The organism is Actinomyces sp. ICM39 (genome assembly GCF_000282935.1).
Classification (GTDB): Bacteria; Actinomycetota; Actinomycetes; order Actinomycetales; family Actinomycetaceae; genus Pauljensenia; species Pauljensenia odontolytica_B.
The window spans coordinates 40,263-56,532 of the sequence record NZ_ALCB01000016.1 but is presented as its reverse complement, the minus strand read 5'-3'; the positions used below and the strand labels follow the sequence as shown (position 1 = coordinate 56,532).

At 67.1% G+C, this 16,270-nt stretch carries 14 protein-coding genes; 7 read left to right on the top strand and 7 right to left on the bottom strand.

Annotated features, from left to right (window positions below):
- Nucleotides 1-180 precede the first annotated feature (180 nt).
- The gene (locus tag HMPREF1137_RS01035) at nucleotides 181-723 is read right to left on the bottom strand and encodes a YbjN domain-containing protein (protein ID WP_007587824.1); all 543 of its coding nucleotides are present in this window, start codon (nucleotides 721-723) and stop codon (nucleotides 181-183) included.
- On the bottom strand, nucleotides 716-1,162 hold the full coding sequence (locus HMPREF1137_RS01030; protein ID WP_007587819.1) for a hypothetical protein: 447 nt from the start codon (nucleotides 1,160-1,162) through the stop codon (nucleotides 716-718). The genes HMPREF1137_RS01035 and HMPREF1137_RS01030 overlap by 8 nt, the downstream gene beginning before the upstream one ends.
- 60 nt (nucleotides 1,163-1,222) lie before the next feature.
- Between HMPREF1137_RS01030 and miaA the strand changes: the two genes are divergently transcribed.
- A complete protein-coding gene (gene miaA / locus HMPREF1137_RS01025) occupies nucleotides 1,223-2,212 on the top strand; it encodes a tRNA (adenosine(37)-N6)-dimethylallyltransferase MiaA (protein ID WP_034496138.1) in 990 nt (329 codons plus the stop codon).
- A gap of 47 nt (nucleotides 2,213-2,259) precedes the next feature.
- Nucleotides 2,260-3,183: a diaminopimelate epimerase gene (gene dapF / locus HMPREF1137_RS01020; protein WP_034496136.1), complete on the top strand. Its 924-nt coding sequence runs from the start codon at nucleotides 2,260-2,262 to the stop codon at nucleotides 3,181-3,183.
- 68 nt (nucleotides 3,184-3,251) lie between these two features.
- Here the strand turns inward: dapF and HMPREF1137_RS01015 are convergent, their stop codons facing one another.
- The gene (locus HMPREF1137_RS01015) at nucleotides 3,252-3,866 is read right to left on the bottom strand and encodes a class I SAM-dependent methyltransferase (RefSeq protein ID WP_007587752.1); all 615 of its coding nucleotides are present in this window, start codon (nucleotides 3,864-3,866) and stop codon (nucleotides 3,252-3,254) included.
- Nucleotides 3,867-3,951: 85 nt separating this feature from the next.
- Between HMPREF1137_RS01015 and hflX the strand changes: the two genes are divergently transcribed.
- From hflX to HMPREF1137_RS01000, 3 genes are all read left to right on the top strand, one after another.
- Nucleotides 3,952-5,484, top strand: a complete 1,533-nt coding sequence (gene hflX / locus HMPREF1137_RS01010) for a GTPase HflX (RefSeq protein ID WP_007587744.1) — start codon at nucleotides 3,952-3,954, stop codon at nucleotides 5,482-5,484.
- The gene (locus tag HMPREF1137_RS01005; protein WP_007587838.1) at nucleotides 5,481-7,421 is read left to right on the top strand and encodes an ATP-dependent DNA helicase; all 1,941 of its coding nucleotides are present in this window, start codon (nucleotides 5,481-5,483) and stop codon (nucleotides 7,419-7,421) included. Before hflX ends, HMPREF1137_RS01005 begins: the two co-directional genes overlap by 4 nt.
- Before the next feature lie 102 nt (nucleotides 7,422-7,523).
- Nucleotides 7,524-8,513 carry an L-lactate dehydrogenase gene (locus HMPREF1137_RS01000; protein ID WP_007587840.1) on the top strand — a complete coding sequence of 330 codons (990 nt, stop codon included), beginning with the start codon at nucleotides 7,524-7,526 and terminating at the stop codon, nucleotides 8,511-8,513.
- Between the two features lie 64 nt (nucleotides 8,514-8,577).
- Here the strand turns inward: HMPREF1137_RS01000 and lexA are convergent, their stop codons facing one another.
- Nucleotides 8,578-9,258 carry a transcriptional repressor LexA gene (gene lexA / locus HMPREF1137_RS00995; RefSeq protein ID WP_007587809.1) on the bottom strand — a complete coding sequence of 227 codons (681 nt, stop codon included), beginning with the start codon at nucleotides 9,256-9,258 and terminating at the stop codon, nucleotides 8,578-8,580.
- Nucleotides 9,259-9,445: 187 nt separating this feature from the next.
- Between lexA and HMPREF1137_RS00985 the strand changes: the two genes are divergently transcribed.
- The gene (locus HMPREF1137_RS00985) at nucleotides 9,446-9,910 is read left to right on the top strand and encodes a LysM peptidoglycan-binding domain-containing protein (RefSeq protein WP_007587741.1); all 465 of its coding nucleotides are present in this window, start codon (nucleotides 9,446-9,448) and stop codon (nucleotides 9,908-9,910) included.
- 56 nt (nucleotides 9,911-9,966) lie between these two features.
- Nucleotides 9,967-10,557 (top strand): transcriptional regulator NrdR, encoded by a 591-nt coding sequence (nrdR, locus tag HMPREF1137_RS00980; RefSeq protein ID WP_007587732.1) that lies wholly within the window; start codon nucleotides 9,967-9,969, stop codon nucleotides 10,555-10,557.
- 73 nt (nucleotides 10,558-10,630) lie between these two features.
- Here nrdR and HMPREF1137_RS00975 read toward each other — a convergent pair whose 3' ends face one another.
- From HMPREF1137_RS00975 to HMPREF1137_RS00965, 3 genes are all read right to left on the bottom strand, one after another.
- Nucleotides 10,631-12,619 (bottom strand): AMP-binding protein, encoded by a 1,989-nt coding sequence (locus tag HMPREF1137_RS00975; RefSeq protein WP_007587746.1) that lies wholly within the window; start codon nucleotides 12,617-12,619, stop codon nucleotides 10,631-10,633.
- Between the two features lie 84 nt (nucleotides 12,620-12,703).
- A complete protein-coding gene (gene serA / locus HMPREF1137_RS00970) occupies nucleotides 12,704-13,909 on the bottom strand; it encodes a phosphoglycerate dehydrogenase (protein ID WP_007587722.1) in 1,206 nt (401 codons plus the stop codon).
- A gap of 59 nt (nucleotides 13,910-13,968) precedes the next feature.
- Entirely contained in the window at nucleotides 13,969-16,242 is a 2,274-nt protein-coding gene (locus HMPREF1137_RS00965; protein WP_007587854.1) for a HelD family protein, read from the bottom strand.
- Nucleotides 16,243-16,270: the final 28 nt, after the last annotated feature.

Here is a 16,270-nt window from a genome sequence, read left to right as displayed (position 1 = left end):
ACATGCGGGAGCACTCTCGGTAGTGCGGGTCGATTCGAGCCCCCCTATGCGACCCGTGGCCCCTCCGCACACGCGGTACCTGCCGCGCCTTCGCATGTAGTCGGCGCACACTCAACCGAGAGTGCCCCGTTCCTCCAGCTGGAGGAACGGGGCACTACTCATCTGCGTCGAGCTGGAGGCTTACTCCTCGGCACCCTCACCAAAGAGCGCGGGGACTTCCTGAGCGGCGGACAGGCCGATGATCAGGCCGCGGCGCAGCATCGCGTGGATCTGGCGATCTGACAGGCCCTCGCCGACGAAGAAACGCGACGCGGCCATCAGGGCCCAGCCATCGCCATCTTCGATCGGAAAGACGGTCGGCTGCAGGTGGGCGTTGTTCCATTGGTTCGCCTTTTCCTGCAGGGAGACCTCCGTGTGCCCCTCGCCGGGTACAGCAATGCGCGTCTCGATCTGCGCCCAGGGGGCGTCTGCGGGCTCGCGATGAATCTGGAACTGCACGTCCTCCAGCTGGGTGACGGCGATGAACTCATTCGAACCGTGCGGCAGGCCGTCGCCCTCGAGCACCTTTTCGATGCGCTCGATCGTCAGCTCGGACACCTCGGTGCCCCACTTGGCGGCGTACTCGTCGGCTTCCATCGCGGGGGAGGGAGCGGCGGGGGTGGGCAGCGGTGACGCCTTGGCCTCGCCGTCATCGCCGAAGGTGAAGCTCTTCCACTCAGGCATTGGAGCCCTCCTTGGTCCACTGGTCGGGGAACATGATGTCGAGCTGGTTCATCATGGCGACAGCGGCCATGATGAACTGGGAGACCTCGGCGTGAACCTGCGCATCCGTGGCACCCACGACCCAGTTGAAGGTGTGCTGCAGGTGCAGGGCAATGGTGCCGATCTCGGTCGTGCCGGAGGTGATCTTCGGCAGGTAGGTCGACGCATTGAGGCGGCGCACCGCGGAGGCGATGGCGTCGGCGTGCGAGGGGTCGAAGAAGCGCGGGTAGTCCGCGACTCCCTGGACGGGGTGTCCCTCGGGGACAGCGATGCGGACGGTGCGGTTCGGCAGGATGGCCGCGACCTGGCCGGTGTTGGACACGAAGGGGATAAGCCCCACGGCCTCGACCGCTTCGATGACCCGGTCGAGGGTGACCGGGAGAGTGTCAGTTGTGCTCATGGTATTAAGCCTAGCCGTTGTTGGGTGGTATCTGTGGGAGGCACCCGTACACTGGTGGCCATGGAGACATCGGTGAGGCGCGCGTCGGACGTCGTGTGCGCGGTTGTGGGGCCCACGGCCTCGGGCAAATCGGACCTGGCCCTGGAGCTGGCCTGCGTGCTTCCGGAGGCGCTGGGGGCCCAAAGCGCGGGCGAGATCGTCTCCGCGGACGCCCTGCAGCTCTACCGAGGCATGGACGTGGGGACGGCGAAGACCCCGGTGGAGGAACGCCGAGGGATCGCCCATCACCAGATCGACGTGCTCGACGTTCGAGACGAGGCATCGGTGGCCGCCTACCAGAAGCACGCGCGCGCCGATGTAGCGGGCATTCACGAGCGCGGGGGCGTCGCGGTGGTCGCGGGAGGCTCCGGCCTCTATCAGCGCGCCCTCCTGGACGTCATCGAGTTCCCGGGCACGGACCCGGCCGTGCGCGCCCGACTCGAAGAAGAAGCCGAGGGGCCGATGGGTTCGCGCGGCCTGCACGATCGCCTGACCCAGCTCGACCCGATCTCAGCTGAGCGTATCGACCCGCACAACGCCCGCCGGATCATCCGCGCCCTCGAGGTGATCGAGCTGACCGGGCGACCCTATTCGGCGTCCATGCCCCGCCACGAGTTCGTGGCGCCCTCACTCATGGTGGCGCTGCGTCGCCCGATGGAGGAGCTCGACGAGCGCATCGCGGTGCGCACGCGCGCCATGATGGACGGTGGCCTTATCGAGGAGGTGCGCGCCCTCACCGATGTGGGCCTGCGCGAGGCGAAGACCGCGTCGCGCGCGACGGGGTACGCCCAGGCGCTTGCCGTCATCGACGGGCAGATGAGTGAGGACGAGGCCGTGGAGTCGATCGCGCTGGCTACCCGCCAGCTCGCGCGCCGCCAGGTCAAGTGGTTGCGACCGGATCCGCGCGTGCACTGGCTGGACGTGGAGGACTTCGGCTCGAACGAGGCCATGGTGCGCCACGTCGTGGAGCTGACGCAGCGCGAGGCCGAGGCTGCCCTGGGACCCTCGTAACACGATCGGCGGCTGCACGCCTGGGAGACGGGGGCTACGGTGGAGCCATGATGAACACGCAGCTGCCCGCCCACGCCCGCGTCGTCAAGGCCCACGGTGCCGGTAATTCCTTCGTCGTTGCCACGGACCAATACGACGACTACGACCCCAGCGAGGTCGAGGTCGCGACGCTGTGCTCGCCGGCCTTCGGGATCGGTGCGGATGGCTTCATCCGGGCCGTCGAGCGTGACGGCCTGTGGTTCATGGACTACCGCAACGCGGACGGCTCGAAGGCGGAGATGTGCGGCAACGGCGTGCGCGTCTTCGTCGATCACCTGCGCCGCGAGGGCCTCGTGGATCTGCCGGTTGGGCAGACGCTGGACGTGGCCACGCGCGGCGGCATCAAGCGCGTGACCCCCGAATCCGAGGACGAGGGGCAGGGGGCGAGCTACCGTGTCGACATGGGTCCGGCGGCCTCTCCGGCGCGCGAGACGATCGATGTGCGAGTCCCGGGCATCGACGGCGTGCTCGGCGGTATCTGGGTGGACATGCCCAACCCGCACACGGTCGTCGAGCTTGCCAACGAGGAGACCCTGCGCGGCGTGTTCCTGCCCACCGTTGACGTCTCCCAGATCCCGCAGGCACAGCGTCCCTCCTACGATCCGGCGCCCCAGGCGGGGACCAACCTCGAGCTGGTCGTCGACCTGACCGAAGCCGGTGCGGAGAGCGGACACATCGCGATGCGCGTGCTGGAACGAGGCGTGGGGGAGACCCAGGCGTGCGGCACCGGATGCTGCGCGGCGGCCCTCGCAACGGCACTGCGCCGCGGTCCCGGTGCGCCCACTCAGTGGGTTGTCGACATTCCGGGCGGAACGGTCATCGTTGGCCTCGACGGCGTCATCGACTGGTCGGGGGAGCATCCCCGCATCACGGACGCCTCGGTGTTCCTCACCGGCCCAGCGACCCGAGTCGCCGAGATCCGCCTGCCCTGAGCCCGGCCCCGGGAAACATAAGCAGACAGCGTAACGAGGCCCCGGCCTCGTCGAGGAAGAGGAGAGCGTCAGGTGGGGCGGACCTCGATGATGCGGAAGCCCTTCTTGGACGCGTACTTCGAGGCCCGCAGGCCCTGGCCGTTCAGCCACGTGATGAGCGAATCCGCTCCCAGGTTGCGCTGGACGACCAGGTAGGCGACGCCGGTGGGGGCGAGCCTGCCCAGCCATGCCAGGAGCATTTCGTGCATCGCATCCTTGCCGATGCGCACGGGCGGGTTCGACCAGATGACGTCGAAAAGCGTGTCTGTCTGCTGCGAGGAGGCCAGCGCCTCCTCGGCCTTGAGGGCTCGCACGCCGTTCGCCCCGTTGGACTGCGCGTTGCGCTGCGTCAGATCCACCGCGCGAGAGTTCACGTCCACCGCCCACACGGCAGCGTTCGGGGACTCCAGCGACATGATCGTCGCAATCGGACCCCACCCGCAGCCCAGGTCCAGGAATGTCCCGACCTCAGGCAAGTCCGGGGCGATCTCCAGGAGCTGACGCGTACCCAGATCAAGTTTAGAACCCGAGAACACGCGCGACGACACGCGCATCGACAGGTCGAAGCCGCGGGCGCTCACCTCGATCGTGCGGATCTCCTCCGCGCTCGCAGGGGAAGAGTCGGTGAAATACTGTTCGTCCACGGAAGAAAGCCTATCGCGCCCGCGCGCGCAGGCGCAGATGGGGGCGGCGCGTGCGACACTAGAAGCCCCCACGAAAAGGATGGTTATGGACACGACCCACACAGGTGCGGACTCTTCGAAAGAGGAGCGCGACCAGCGCGTCAACGACGTTGTCGCGCGTATCCTCGCGCGCTCGGGAACGGCGCTCGCATCGACGACGGGTCAGGACACCTCCCAGGACGCCGGTGCCCTCGAGCGCGAGGCCCGCGCGGGCACGCGCCGCGTCGACACGGGCGCCTCCGACCGTGAGGACATCTCCGAGGTCGAATACCGCCAGGTGCGACTAGAAAAGGTCGTGCTCGTGGGCCTGCGCACCACGCAGAGCGAAGAGGAAGCCGAGAACTCGCTGCGCGAGCTGGCCGCGCTCGCGGAGACCGCCGGTTCGCGCGTGCTCGACGGCATCATCCAGCGGCGCATGAAACCCGACCCCGCAACCTACCTGGGGTCTGGCAAGGCCCGCGAGCTGGCCGATATCGTGCGCAGCGTCGAGGCCGACACCGTCATCGTTGACGAGGAGCTGGCCCCCTCCCAGCGTCGTGGGCTGGAGGACGTTGTCGACGCCAAGGTCGTCGACCGCACGGCCCTCATCCTCGACATTTTCGCCCAGCATGCCAAGTCCCGTGAGGGCAAGGCGCAGGTCGAGCTCGCGCAGCTCGAGTACCTGCTGCCGCGCCTGCGCGGCTGGGGTGAGTCGATGTCCCGTCAGGCCGGTGGCCGCGTCGCGGGCGGCGCGGGTATCGGCTCTCGCGGCCCCGGTGAGACCAAGATCGAGCTGGACCGTCGCCGCATCCGCACTCGCATGGCGAAGCTGCGCGCGGACATCGCGCGCATGGAACCCGCCCGCCGCACGCAGCGCAATTCGCGCCGCCGCGGGGCAGTGCCCTCGGTGGCCATCGCCGGGTACACGAACGCCGGCAAGTCGACGCTGCTTAACCGCCTGACGGACGCGGGTGTCCTGGTCCAGGACGCGCTGTTCGCGACGCTGGACCCGACGGTGCGCCGTGCGCGCGCCGCAGACGGTCGCGAGTACACCCTCACCGACACGGTCGGCTTCGTGCGTAACCTGCCCACCCAGCTGGTCGAGGCGTTCCGCTCGACCCTGGAGGAGGTCGGCCAGGCCGACATCATCTTGCACGTCGTGGACGCCGCCCATCCCGACCCGGTCTCCCAGGTGCAGGCCGTGCGCGCGGTCATCGACACTATCGAGGGCGCCTCGGAGATCCCGGAGCTGATCGCGCTGAACAAGGCGGACCTTGCCTCGCCCGAGCAGATCGCGCTGCTGCGCACCGTATTCCCGAACGCTGTTCCGCTGAGCGCACACACGGGCTGGGGCGTGGAGGCGCTGCGCGCGGCCCTCGAAGACATGCTGCCCCGGCCTCGCGTGGCCGTCGATGCGATCCTGCCGTACTCGGCCGGCTCACTCGTGCACCGCATCCACGAGGAGGGCGACGTCGAGCGCGAGGAGTACGTCGAGACGGGCACCCGGATCGTCGCGCGCGTCGACGAGGCCCTGGCTGCCGTCATCGCCCGCGAGGCGGTGGGCGGCACCGTGGGTGACGCGGCGGTGAGCGGGGAGTGAGCGCGGACCTGGTCGAGGCCTCGGGTCGCGTTCTCGACGCGGTCGTCGCCCAGATGGGCGGGTCCCCGCGCGAGGGGCAGGCCTCGATGGTCGCCGAAGGCGCCGCTGCCCTGGAGGACCGCCAGCATCTTCTCGTGCAGGCGGGCACGGGCACGGGCAAGTCCGTGGGCTACCTGGTGCCGCTGCTGACGCACTGCGCGACGAACGGCGTGCGCGGGGTGGTCTCCACCGCGACGCTCGCGCTGCAGCGCCAGATCCTCGTCAAGGACGCGCCGGTGGTCGTCGACGCGGTTGCTTCGGCGACGGGCGCGCGCCTGAAGGTTGCGGTGCTCAAAGGCTGGTCGAACTACGCGTGCCTGCACAAGCTGGATGGCGGCTATCCAACCGAGGGTACGCTGTTCGAGGATCGGGACATGAGCGTCGGCCCGACGGGCGAGCTCGGCAAGGAGATCCTGCGCATCCGCGAGTGGATCAGCGAGACCACGACGGGGGACCGCGACGACCTGGTTCCGGGCGTCTCGGATCGAGCCTGGCACCACGCATCGGTCGCCAAACCCGAGTGCCTGGGCAAGCACTGCCCGCTTATCGACGAGTGCTTCGCGCAGGCGGCACGCATGGAGGCCGCGGACGCGGACGTCGTCGTCACGAACCATTCGTTGTTTGGCATCAACGCGTGCGGTGAGGGCGAACTCTTCGGTGAGTACGACGCCGTCGTTATCGACGAGGCCCACGAGCTGGCCGACCGCGTGCGCTCCCAGGCTGCAGCCGACCTGACGGTCGCCCGCGTGAGCCGTGTGGCCCGCTCCCTGCGCTCGAATCTCTCGATCGATTCCACCGACCTGGACGAGGCCGGGGCCGGGCTGGGTGCAGCGATGGCCCCCTTGGAGGCGGGGCTCTTGGAATACCGGCCGAGCGCCCTCGTCGATGCGATGATCGTGCTGGACGGCGCGGCCCGTCGCGCCAGCCACGAGGTCTCCGAGGCGCAGGGAGAACCCGCCGCCAAGCTCCTGGCCCGCGCCGCTATCGACGAGCTGATCGGAGCTCTTGACGCGTGGGGACGAGACCCCGACCAGTCGATCGCCTACATCACGAAGGACGAATCGGACAATGCGCGACTGACGGTGGGGCCCCTCGATGTATCGGCGGCGATCGGTGGAACCGGCATCGGTGAACGACCGGCGATCCTCACCTCCGCGACCCTCGCGATCGGTGGAAACTTCGACTTCATGGCCGCCCAGGCTGGCATGGCTATCTCCGGGGTGCCGTGGCACGGTATCGACGTGGGTTCTCCCTTTGACCACGGTCGACAGGGAATCCGCTATGTGGCAACCCATCTGCCTCTGCCGGGGCGAGACGGCCCCTCCGAGGAGCTGCTCGACGAGCTCGTGGAACTGGCGCAGGCCTCGGGCGGCGGGATGCTCGCCCTCTTCGCGTCACGACGCGGGGCGATGGCGGGAGCGCAGGCCCTGCGCGAGCGTACGGACCTGACCGTCTACCTGCAGGGTGAAGAGACCCTGGCGCAGCTGATCCAGCGGTTCCGCGAGGAACGTGACTCGTGCCTGGTCGGCACGATGTCCCTGTGGCAGGGCGTCGACGTCGCGGGGGATGCCTGCCGCCTTGTCGTCATCGACAAGATCCCGTTCCCGCGCCCGGATGATCCCGTCTCGCGCGCCCGCTCGATGGATGTCGAGCGCCGGGGCGGTAACGGTTTCGTGTCGGTGTCCCTCACGCACGCGGCGCTCATGATGGCCCAGGGCGTGGGGCGCCTCCTGCGCTCGACCGACGACCGGGGCGTCGTGGCGATCCTCGATCCGCGCGTGGTGACCAAGCGCTATGGCGGCTTCATCATGCGTTCCCTGCCCGCCATGTGGCCGACGACGGATCCGGAGGTTGTTCGCGGTGCCCTGCGGCGCCTCGCGAAGGGTTCTGACCAATAGGGACGGGTGCTCCTCGAGCCAGTAAAACGTCGTGCAGATAACGGGCGCGTACGGGCCCCTATCTGAGACAATAAAGGTGCCCGCAGACTCTAGGAGACACTCGTGGAAAACAAAGCGCAGACCCTGTACCCGTCAAAGTCCTCCGGACGTCCTTCCAAGATCGCCATCATCGGTGCCGGTGCCGTTGGCACGGCGGTCGCGTACGCCTGTGCGATGCGCGGCGACGCCCGCTCGATCGTTCTTCAGGACATCAACAAAGCCAAGGTGGAGGCCGAAGCCCTCGACATGGCCCACGGCATCCAGTTCACACCGGCCGGCTCGATCGAGGGCTCGGATGACGTTGAGATCGTTCGTGGCGCCGACCTGATCATCGTCACGGCTGGTGCGAAGCAGCAGCCCGGGCAGTCCCGCCTGGAGCTGGCCGGCTCGACCGTCAACCTCATGAAGAAGATCGTGCCGAACCTGCAGAATGTGGCTCCGGATGCCCGCTTCATGTTCGTCACGAACCCCGTCGACGTCGTCACCTACGTGGCGCTGAAGCTCACGGGCCTGCCCCGCAACCAGGTCTTCGGATCCGGCACGGTGCTCGACACGTCCCGCCTGCGCTACCTGGTCTCGCGTGAGACCGGCGTGGCCACCCAGAACATCCACGCGTACGTGGCGGGTGAGCACGGCGACTCCGAGGTTGCCCTGTGGTCCAGCGCCGAGATCGGCAACGTCCCGCTGTCGCAGTGGGGCCCGACCCTGTCCGGCGGTGTCTTCGACTCGGCTCTGCGCAACTCCATTGCACAGGAGGTCGTCCAGTCCGCATACAAGATCATCGAGGGCAAGGGTGCGACGAACTACGCGATCGGCCTGTCTGCCGCGAACATCGCAGGTGCGGTGCTGCGCGATGAGCAGCGTGTCCTCACCATCTCGACGCTGCTCGAGGACTGGGAGGGCATCTCTGACGTGGTCATGGCCGCCCCGACGATCGTCGGCCGCGACGGTGCCGGACGCGTCCTGAACCCGCCGCTCACGCTTAACGAGCGCGATGGCCTGACCGCATCGGCCCAGCGCCTGCGTCAGGTTGCCCGCGACCTGGGCTTCTGAGTCTCATTCGCATAAGACAGTGGCACCACCCTTGTTGGGTGGTGCCACTGTCTTATGCGGTGCGTCAGAGAGAGCGGATAACGGTCACGACCTTGCCCAGGATGGTGGCTTCGTCGCCGGGGATGGGGGAGTAGTCCTGGTTGTGGGGGAGTAGCCATACGTGACCGCCCGTGATGGAGAGTTCCTTGACTGTTGCTTCCCCGTCGATCATGGCTGCCACAAACTCGCCATTGCGTGCCTCGTTTTGTGAGCGGATGACAACGTAGTCCCCGTCGAAGATGCCCGCATCGACCATCGACTCGCCGCTGACTTCGAGCATGAACAGATCACCGTGACCGGTCATGGACGTAGGGAGGTGGAATACGTCCTCTACGTGCTGTTCCGCCGTGATGGGGGCGCCGGCGGCGATACGGCCCACAAGCGGAATCGCCGTGCCTTCCTCTTCCACGTGAGAGACGGGGACCTCGATACGAACGACCTTCTCGGAAGGCTGCGACGACGGAGCGATGCCGAGCTCGGTGCGCGCTCGATCGGTGAGATCGAGGGCGCGAGGCAGACCGGGCTCGCGGACCAGGTACCCGTCGGCCTCGAGTGCGTCGAGGTGATGCTTCACCGTCGACGGTGAAGCCAAACCGACTGCGGATGCGATCTCGCGCACAGAGGGAGGAAAGCCGCTCGACGCCAGCTTTTCGTTGATAACTCGCAAGATCGCACGGTGTCGATCGCTGATCGAGCGCTCCGTCATGGCCTCTCCTTCGCATCGGGGTGGACACAGATGTGCATGGCTCGGTGTCCACTGGATACGTCAAGGATAAGCCGATTTCACGCAAAATGAAACATATGTTCGAGTGCGTCTCGACATTGTGCACGGCGCGTGTTATCGTACAGGTGTTCGACGAACAGATGTTCGATTGAGTTTTCTGGAGGTTCTCATGAGTGTTCCCGTTGCAACGCAGACTGCCGTCTCGTTCCCTGTGCGTCGCTCTCCGCTTCGTACTGTCGAGGAGGCGCCACTGGCGACCGTTCGTGACATCTCCACCGCTCCGTCTGCGCGTCGTCGTCTCGATGCTCAGCGCGGTGACGATCCGTCATTCCTGCGTGCTCCTGCTGCGCCGCGTACTCGCGCCCGCTCCTCTCGCCGCAGTATTGTTGCGGGCGCGCTTGCGACGCTCGTGCTCTCCGTGGGTGCCGGCGCCCTCGGTCTGGCCATCCAGCCCGCTGCCTACGATGGCCCGACGGTCACGAAGGCTGTTGTCAGTGGTGACTCCGTGTGGTCGCTTGCGCAGAATGTGAAGACGGATCGTCCGCTCGAAGAGGTTGTGGCTGATATTGAGCGCCTCAATGACGTTGAGGGAGCTCTGCAGCCGGGGCAGCGTGTCGTCGTTCCTGTCCGATGACGGTGACGCGTGGGACTCCTGTGACAGATGGGTGTCTGAACGTGTACCGTTGAGGGGTGCACTGCCCTTTCTGTCATAACCCGGATTCGCGCGTCGTCGACACGCGCATCGCGGACGACGGCGCCTCGATTCGACGCCGTCGTGAGTGCACGCACTGTAAGAAGCGTTTTACGACGCTTGAAACGTCATCCTTCCAGGTCGTCAAGCGCTCCGGCGTCGTCGAGTCATTCTCCCGCAACAAGGTTGTCTCGGGCGTGAAGAAAGCCTGCCAGGGCAGGCCTGTATCGGACGATCAGCTCGCGATCCTTGCTCAGCAGGTGGAGGAACAGCTGCGCTCCACCGGCGTCTCTAACGTGTCGACGAACGAGGTTGGTCAGGCGATTCTGCCGTTCCTGAGGGACCTGGATGTCATCGCCTACCTGCGCTTCGCTTCGGTCTATCGCCAGTTCGATACCCTCGACGATTTTGAGCAGGCCATTCACGCGTTGCGTGAGCGCTCCCAGGGTGATGGGTCTGCATCCGACGTCCCCGAGGTCGCGACCCATGCCGCGCCTCCTGCTCCTGCGCCCACAAAGAAGCCTCGCAAGGCTCGCGCCCCTCGTAAGCGTTCCGTCTCCAATGAACCCACGTTGCTCGGAGATGACTGATCGCATGACATGAGAAGCGCCCGGTCCCAGCATAGGGAACCGGGCACTTTTTCATCTGTCTTGTCAGGTACGGCTAGTGCTCGCATGCCTGCTCAACTGCATCCGAGCTGTCGACTTGCTCGTCAGACACGGGACGCGGCTGTTCATCGTTCAGTGCTCCGCGAACTCCCGCGACAGCCTCGGACACGGACTCGCGGGCCCCTGCGACAGCATCGGAGACGGCGCCGCGGGCACCTGCCACTGCTTCGGATGCAGCCTCTCGCGCCTCGGCCACCTTCTCGGACATGGACTCGCGGGCTCCGGCCATGGCCTCGGAAGCGGCGTCACGTGCTTCGGCCACCTTCTCGGAGACTGCCTCGCGCGCACCCGCCACGGCATCCGTCGCTGCCGCCTGCGCGCCCATGATCTGCTCGCGCACCTTCTTACGCATGACCTTGCCGAGCTGTGAGCGGGGCAGCTCGGTCATGACGACGATCTGACGGGGGAGGGCGTAGTGGGCCAGGGACTTCTCCGCCCACTTGCGCAGGTCGGTGAGCGTTACGGACGCGCCGGCCTCGAGTACAACCGCTGCGACGACGTCTTCGCCGGACTCACCCGCGGGCACGCCGACGGCCGCGACGTCGAGGACGCCGGGCATTGAGCGTACGGCCTCTTCGACCTGCGAGGGGTAGACGTTGAATCCGGAGGAGTTGATCATTTCCTTGCGGCGGTCGGCCATGTAGATGAAGCCGTCGCGCACCTGGACCAGGTCACCGGTGCGCAGCCAGCCGTCCTGCGTGAACACCTCGGCGGTTTCATCGTCCTGGTTCCAGTAGCCAGAGAACACCTGAGGGCCGCGCGCGATGAGTTCACCGACCTCGCCCTCGGCAACTTCACGGCTCGGATTCTCCGGATCCACGATCTTCACCTGGGTGGAGGGGAAGGGGATGCCGAGTGCGCCGCGTGCGCGCGAAGAAGCGAGGGGGGAGCCGAGAAGAATCGGCGAGGCTTCGGTCATGCCGTAGCCCTCGATCATCAGGCCGCCGGTCGCCTGTTCCCACTGATCGGCCAAGGACGCCGACAGGGGCATTGCGCCGGAGAGGGAGAAATGGATGGACGACAGGTCCACATTCGTGCTCTCCGCTGCTGCCAGAAGACGCTCGTACATGGGCGGAACACCCAGGAAGAAGGTACACGGCAGGCGACGCTGCGCCGCCAGGACCATGGCCGTATCGAACTTGGGGAACATGGCGATTGTCGCGCCCAGACGCAGGCCCGCCAGGAAGCCGATTGTGAAGCCGAAGGCGTGGAAGAGGGGCAGGATGCAGTAGAACACCTCGGCGCCCTCGTGGAGGACGGGAACCCACGCGATCGATTCCTCGACGTTCGCCATGAGGTTGGTGTGCGTGAGCGCGGCGGCCTTTGGCACGCCCGTCGTGCCGCCCGTGTGAATGAGGAGAGCGACGTCGTCCATGGCGGACGGGCAACTGCCCTGCCAAGGGGTGGCCGAGCGCATGGCTCGTGTCCAGGAGCGTGCCCAGCCGGGGCGCGGACTTGACAGCTGATCGCGCTTCTCGCGTGCGGCCTTGACGGGAAGCTTGAGAGCCAGGCGCGAGGCCGTGGGCAGAGCCGTCGTCAGGTCCATCGAAAAGGTGGTGTGGCCGCGCCCGAGGAACGTGAGTTTCTCCAGGGACTTCGACCAGGCGATGGTGACGCGAGCGCCGTGGCGCTCGTACTCGCCCTCCAGCTCGCCCGCGGGGGCAAGCGGATTGTGTTCCACGACGACGGCACCGAGGAGCATCGTGCCCAGGACGGCGATGGCGTGCTGCGGGCAATTCGGCATGACGAGGGCAACCCGGTCTCCGGGGTGGACCCCCGCTTGATGGAGCGCTCCCGCTGCCCGACGCATGTCCTCGGCTAGCTCGGCGTAGGTGAGCTGGCGTGCGAAAAAGTCGATGGCAGCGCGCTCCGGGTAGCGCGAAGCGACCTCCAGAACCATCTCTGGGATGGGGCGCTCAGGGGTTGCGATCTCGTAGGCAACACCGGGCGCGTACAGGCCGCGCAGCTGCGACGTGAGGTCCATCTGTCCTCCTTTGGAAACGATATACCTACGATACCGTAACCGCCGTGCCTGTTGACCAGGTGGAAACGCGATGAACGCGACAGTTTATAGCGGCGTCGCGATCAGACGGACCGTTTCAGGCAGGTGGCTGAGCTCCTCGAGTGCCTCGCGTCCCAGGCCCGCCGAAATGTCGGTGAGCACATAGCCGACCTCGTCCACAGTGGCCAGGATCTGGGCGTCGACGTTCGCCTCGGAGGAAGCGAAGATCTGATTGACGCGTGCCATGACGCCGGGCACGTTGCGGTGGATGAGGCGCACGCGGTAGCGCGAGCGCTTGCCGATATTCATCGTCAGGTTCGGCAGGTTCACGCTCATGTCCGTGGAGCCACTGGCCTGGTACTCGCCGATCTTAGCGGCCACGAAACGGCCGATGTCGTACTGCGCTTCCTCCGTCGAGCCGCCGATGTGGGGCGTGAGAATGACGTTGTCGAGGGTTGCGAGGGGCGAGTCGAAGGGGTCGCCGTTGGCGCGTGGCTCCTCGGGGAACACGTCGATGGCCGCACCGCCCAGGTGACCGGACACGAGCGCGGCGTGTAGCGCATCAACGTCGACGACGTGACCGCGAGACAGGTTAATGAACAGGGCACCGGGCTTCATGAGCTCGAACTCGACGCGTCCGATGAGGTTCGTGTTGGATTCCTGGCCGTCCACGTGCACGGAGATGATGTCGGCCTCGCGCAGGACGGCCTCCATGGTCGGCATCTGCGTGGCGTTGCCCAGGGCGAGGCGCTCGGCGGCGTCGTAGAAGATGACGTTGAGGCCCATGGCCTCGGCCAGGACTGACAGCTGGGTGCCGATGTTGCCGTAGCCGATGATGCCCAGGGTGTGCCCGCGCACCTCGTGGGCGCCGTCCGCGCTCTTGTCCCACACGCCGCGGTGCAGACGCGAGTTTTTGACGGTGACGCGGCGCGAGAGGTCGATGATCTCGCCGATGGCGAGCTCGACGACGGAGCGCGTGTTGGAGTAGGGGGCGTTGAACACGGCGACGCCCATCTCGGTAGCCGTCGCCAGATCGATCTGGTTTGTGCCGATGCAGAAGGCTCCGATGGCCTTGAGTTCGGGGCGCGCGCGCAGCACTCGCTCGGTGACCTCGGTCTTGGAACGCAGGCCCAGGTAGTCCACGCCTTCGAGCGCGTCGATGAGGTCGTCCTCGGACAGGGCGCCCGTCACGCGGGTGACCTCGATGCCGAACTTGGCGAAAATATCGTCGGCGACGTCGTGCGGGTTTTCCAGGAGCAGTGCGCGTGTCATGTCCCCATCATGGCAGACGGGAGCGGAAAGGGACACGCGGTGTCAGGGTGTGGTCGCTCCTACCACTCTTCCATGCCGGCGGGCAGGGGAGCGCAGTGGATGACGTGCACGTCGTGGGTGGCGCGGGTGAGGGCGACGAAAAGGTCACCGACGCCATCACCGAGGATTTCCGCGGGTTCGACGAGGATGACCGAGTCGAACTCGAGGCCCTTGGAGGCCACGGCCGACAGGAGGCTGACGCGCTCGGAGAGGGCCGTCTCGCCGTCCACGTCGGCTCCCCACGCGCGGGCGCGTTCGTTGCCGACAATGAGGGCGATGCGGCCGCGGGAGGTCCCCGCCTCGCGATCGAGACGCTCCTCGGCCTCGCGCTGGGCTTGGGCGACGGCGCGCCACAGGGGGCTGTTGTCCTTCGACGAGGCCGGGGTGTCCTCGGGCGCGTCTACGTGGGTGACGCGGTAGCAATCCTCGACGTCGCGCACGGCAGTCATCGGGTAGAGGACGGGGACGCCGGCGCGCGCAACGACACCTTCTGCAAGGGCCGTGAGGGTCGCGGGCGTGCGGTACGAGACCGTCAGCGCGTACTCGGCCGCCAGGGCGCGGGCGGCAGGGCCGAGTGCCTTCTCCCATGTCGGCGGGCGTTTATTCCCGCGCCGCTGATCGAGGTCTCCCACGACCGTGAACGAACGCGAGGGGCAGCGGCGCAGCAGGGCGCGCCAAGCCATGGAAGAGAGCTCCTGAGCCTCGTCGACCACAATGTGGCCGTACGCCCACGTGCGGTCCTTGGCGGCGCGCTCGGACAGGGGAGTCCACGACTCCTGACCGGCGACCTGATCCGCCAGCATCTGGGCGGTGACGATGCCGCCACCCAGGTTCTGAGCTTCGATCGCCTCGCGAGCGCGCTCAATCGCGCCCTCGTCGGCCTCGCGCGACGAGGAGGAAGACGACGGCATGGGGCCGAGGAGCTCCTCGCACTCATCCAGGATCGGCACATCCGACACCGTCCACGGAGCCGAACGCGGGCGCACGATCGCCGCCAGCTCGTCGGGGCGCAGGGGAGAGCCAGCCTTACGGTTTGCCGACGCGAGCACCTCGGGGCGAGCGTAGAGGCGACGCAGCAGAGTCTGAGCGCTCGTCGGCATCCACGCCGTGTTGATCGCACGCCTGCAATCCACCGAATCACGGATCTCGATGAGCCACGAGCGCTTGACCTCGGGATCGACGCCGCCCTCGGAGTCCGCGTCCCCGGCCTCGCGCGCCAGGCGCAGGGCCAAAACGTCCATGAGTTCGCGCGCGAAGGACTCTCGTGCCACGTTATGCGCGCGGCCCGAACGCTTCGCCCGGCGCCTCGCGCTCTCCACGTCGGTGCGCGTCAGCGTCACCTCGCGGTTCCACACGCGCAGGACCTGGTCTTCCTTGGGGAGCTTCGCGAGCGCGCGTACCGCCTCCTTGACGATCTTCGCCCACGCCGGCAGGCCCTTGATCCGCGCCACGGCCTCGTCGTCCTCGGCTCGAGCATGCACACCGGGCACCAGATCGCCCAACGTCACCGAGACGACACCCGTCTCGCCCAGGGAGGGGAGCACCTGCTCGATATAACGCAGGAACAGACGCGAGGGGCCGACGAGAAGAACGCCCGAACGCTCGAGGCGCTCGCGGTGGGCGTACAGGAGGTAGGCGATGCGGTGCAGCGCGACTGCCGTCTTACCGGTGCCGGGACCGCCCTGCACCACCATGAGGCCCTTATCGGACGCACGAATGATGCGGTCCTGCTCGGACTGAATGGTGGCGACGATGTCGCCCATGTGGCCGTCGCGAGCCTCGCTCAGCGCATGCATGAGGGCACCCTCGCCCTGGAGTTCCAGGCCCGACGCGTTCGATGCGTCCAGCAGCTCGTCCTCCAGGCCGGTGACTCGACGGTCGCGCGTGGAAATATGGCGGCGGCGTACGACGCCGTCCGGCTCGGCCGACGTGGCCTGGTAGAAGGGACGCGCGGCGGGTGCGCGCCAGTCCACGAGGAGGGGAGTGCCGTCCTCGTGTGACAGTGACAGACGACCCACGTGACGTACCGACTGATCCACCATGTCGAGGCGGCCGAACACGAGGCGTTCCTCTACGCCTTCGAGGCGAGCAGCCATCTCGCCCAGGTGAGCGGACAGGGCCTCACGTTCAGTCCAGCCCTGCGCATTACCGACGCCGTGGGTGGAGTGAACGCGTCCTTGGCGCTCGCGGTAGGAGGCCCGCAGCGCATCCAGGCGCTCGTAGGCGCGGTCGACGAAATCCTGTTCGGGCAACGGAAGGTCGGTCGACGACTCGTCATGAGTGCTCGTGGCCATGGCTCCTCCTCGTTTCTGTGGCCCTCTA

What these genes read in the sequence shown, in the direction of transcription:
- HMPREF1137_RS01035 (WP_007587824.1), bottom strand. Translation starts at nt 723, where the DNA reads ATGCCTGAGTGGAAGAGCTTCACCTTCGGCGATGACGGCGAGGCCAAG.
- HMPREF1137_RS01030 (WP_007587819.1), bottom strand. Translation starts at nt 1,162, where the DNA reads ATGAGCACAACTGACACTCTCCCGGTCACCCTCGACCGGGTCATCGAA.
- miaA (WP_034496138.1), top strand. Translation starts at nt 1,223, where the DNA reads ATGGAGACATCGGTGAGGCGCGCGTCGGACGTCGTGTGCGCGGTTGTG.
- dapF (WP_034496136.1), top strand. Translation starts at nt 2,260, where the DNA reads ATGATGAACACGCAGCTGCCCGCCCACGCCCGCGTCGTCAAGGCCCAC.
- hflX (WP_007587744.1), top strand. Translation starts at nt 3,952, where the DNA reads ATGGACACGACCCACACAGGTGCGGACTCTTCGAAAGAGGAGCGCGAC.
- lexA (WP_007587809.1), bottom strand. Translation starts at nt 9,258, where the DNA reads ATGACGGAGCGCTCGATCAGCGATCGACACCGTGCGATCTTGCGAGTT.
- HMPREF1137_RS00985 (WP_007587741.1), top strand. Translation starts at nt 9,446, where the DNA reads ATGAGTGTTCCCGTTGCAACGCAGACTGCCGTCTCGTTCCCTGTGCGT.
- HMPREF1137_RS00975 (WP_007587746.1), bottom strand. Translation starts at nt 12,619, where the DNA reads ATGGACCTCACGTCGCAGCTGCGCGGCCTGTACGCGCCCGGTGTTGCC.
- serA (WP_007587722.1), bottom strand. Translation starts at nt 13,909, where the DNA reads ATGACACGCGCACTGCTCCTGGAAAACCCGCACGACGTCGCCGACGAT.
- HMPREF1137_RS00965 (WP_007587854.1), bottom strand. Translation starts at nt 16,242, where the DNA reads ATGGCCACGAGCACTCATGACGAGTCGTCGACCGACCTTCCGTTGCCC.